This is a genomic window from Streptomyces sp. WM6386 (assembly GCF_000972385.1).
In the GTDB taxonomy this organism is placed as follows: Bacteria; Actinomycetota; Actinomycetes; order Streptomycetales; family Streptomycetaceae; genus Streptomyces.
In genome coordinates this window covers 1-682 of the sequence record NZ_JXTE01000335.1, presented here as the reverse complement: position 1 = coordinate 682, position 682 = coordinate 1, and the positions used below count along the sequence as shown (strand labels likewise).

Below are 682 nucleotides of genomic sequence, written 5' to 3'. Positions count from 1 at the left end.
ACCTAGGGTCCCTGCAGGGACCGTCCTTTCCTTCAGTCCCTGCACAAACGCGCAGGTCAGCGCGTTTTCCCCTTCTCCAGCAGGGACTGTAGGGACTCAACTCTCTAATTATGAGCTGAACTAGACATATGGAGGCAGATGCGTACGCGCGTACGAAAAAAGCTCTACTCCAGCTCATAATTAGGAAGTTCAGTCCCTACAGTCCCTGATCTGACCCCCCAAAAGCCTCTGACCTGCGCAGATACCAGGGACTGAAGCCCAGGGACCGAACAGTCCCTCAGGCCCTCTCCGTCCCTCGGTTCGGTCCCTCGATCTATTACGTCGTAATAAAACCTGGCCTACCTAACGCGTCGTTCGCGTTTTTGATCACCTGCGTTAGTAAGGTGACCCCATGACTTCTCCAGCCTCCCCGAACGACCGTGAGAAGGTCGTCTCCAAGCTGCCGGGATGGCTCCGGCAGGACCTCAAGATCAGAGCCGCCCAGAAGGGCATCGAGATCCAGGCGGCCGTAGAGCAGGGCATCCAGGACTGGTGCAACCTCGCCTCGGCGACGGCCGGGGTCGACACCTCCGGCGCCGACTCGTTCTCCACCTTCCTGCCGGAAGGTCAGTGGGACGAGTTCAAGCGAATCGCGAGCGACCGTCGAGTCTCTCTCATCCAGGGTCTGGCCCAGTCCGTGCAG

General features: G+C 59.2%; 1 pseudogene. It reads left to right on the top strand.

What is annotated here, in order from left to right:
• Nucleotides 1-391: 391 nt before the first annotated feature.
• A pseudogene (locus TN53_RS41560) lies at nucleotides 392-682 on the top strand (ParA family protein); the annotation flags it as partial.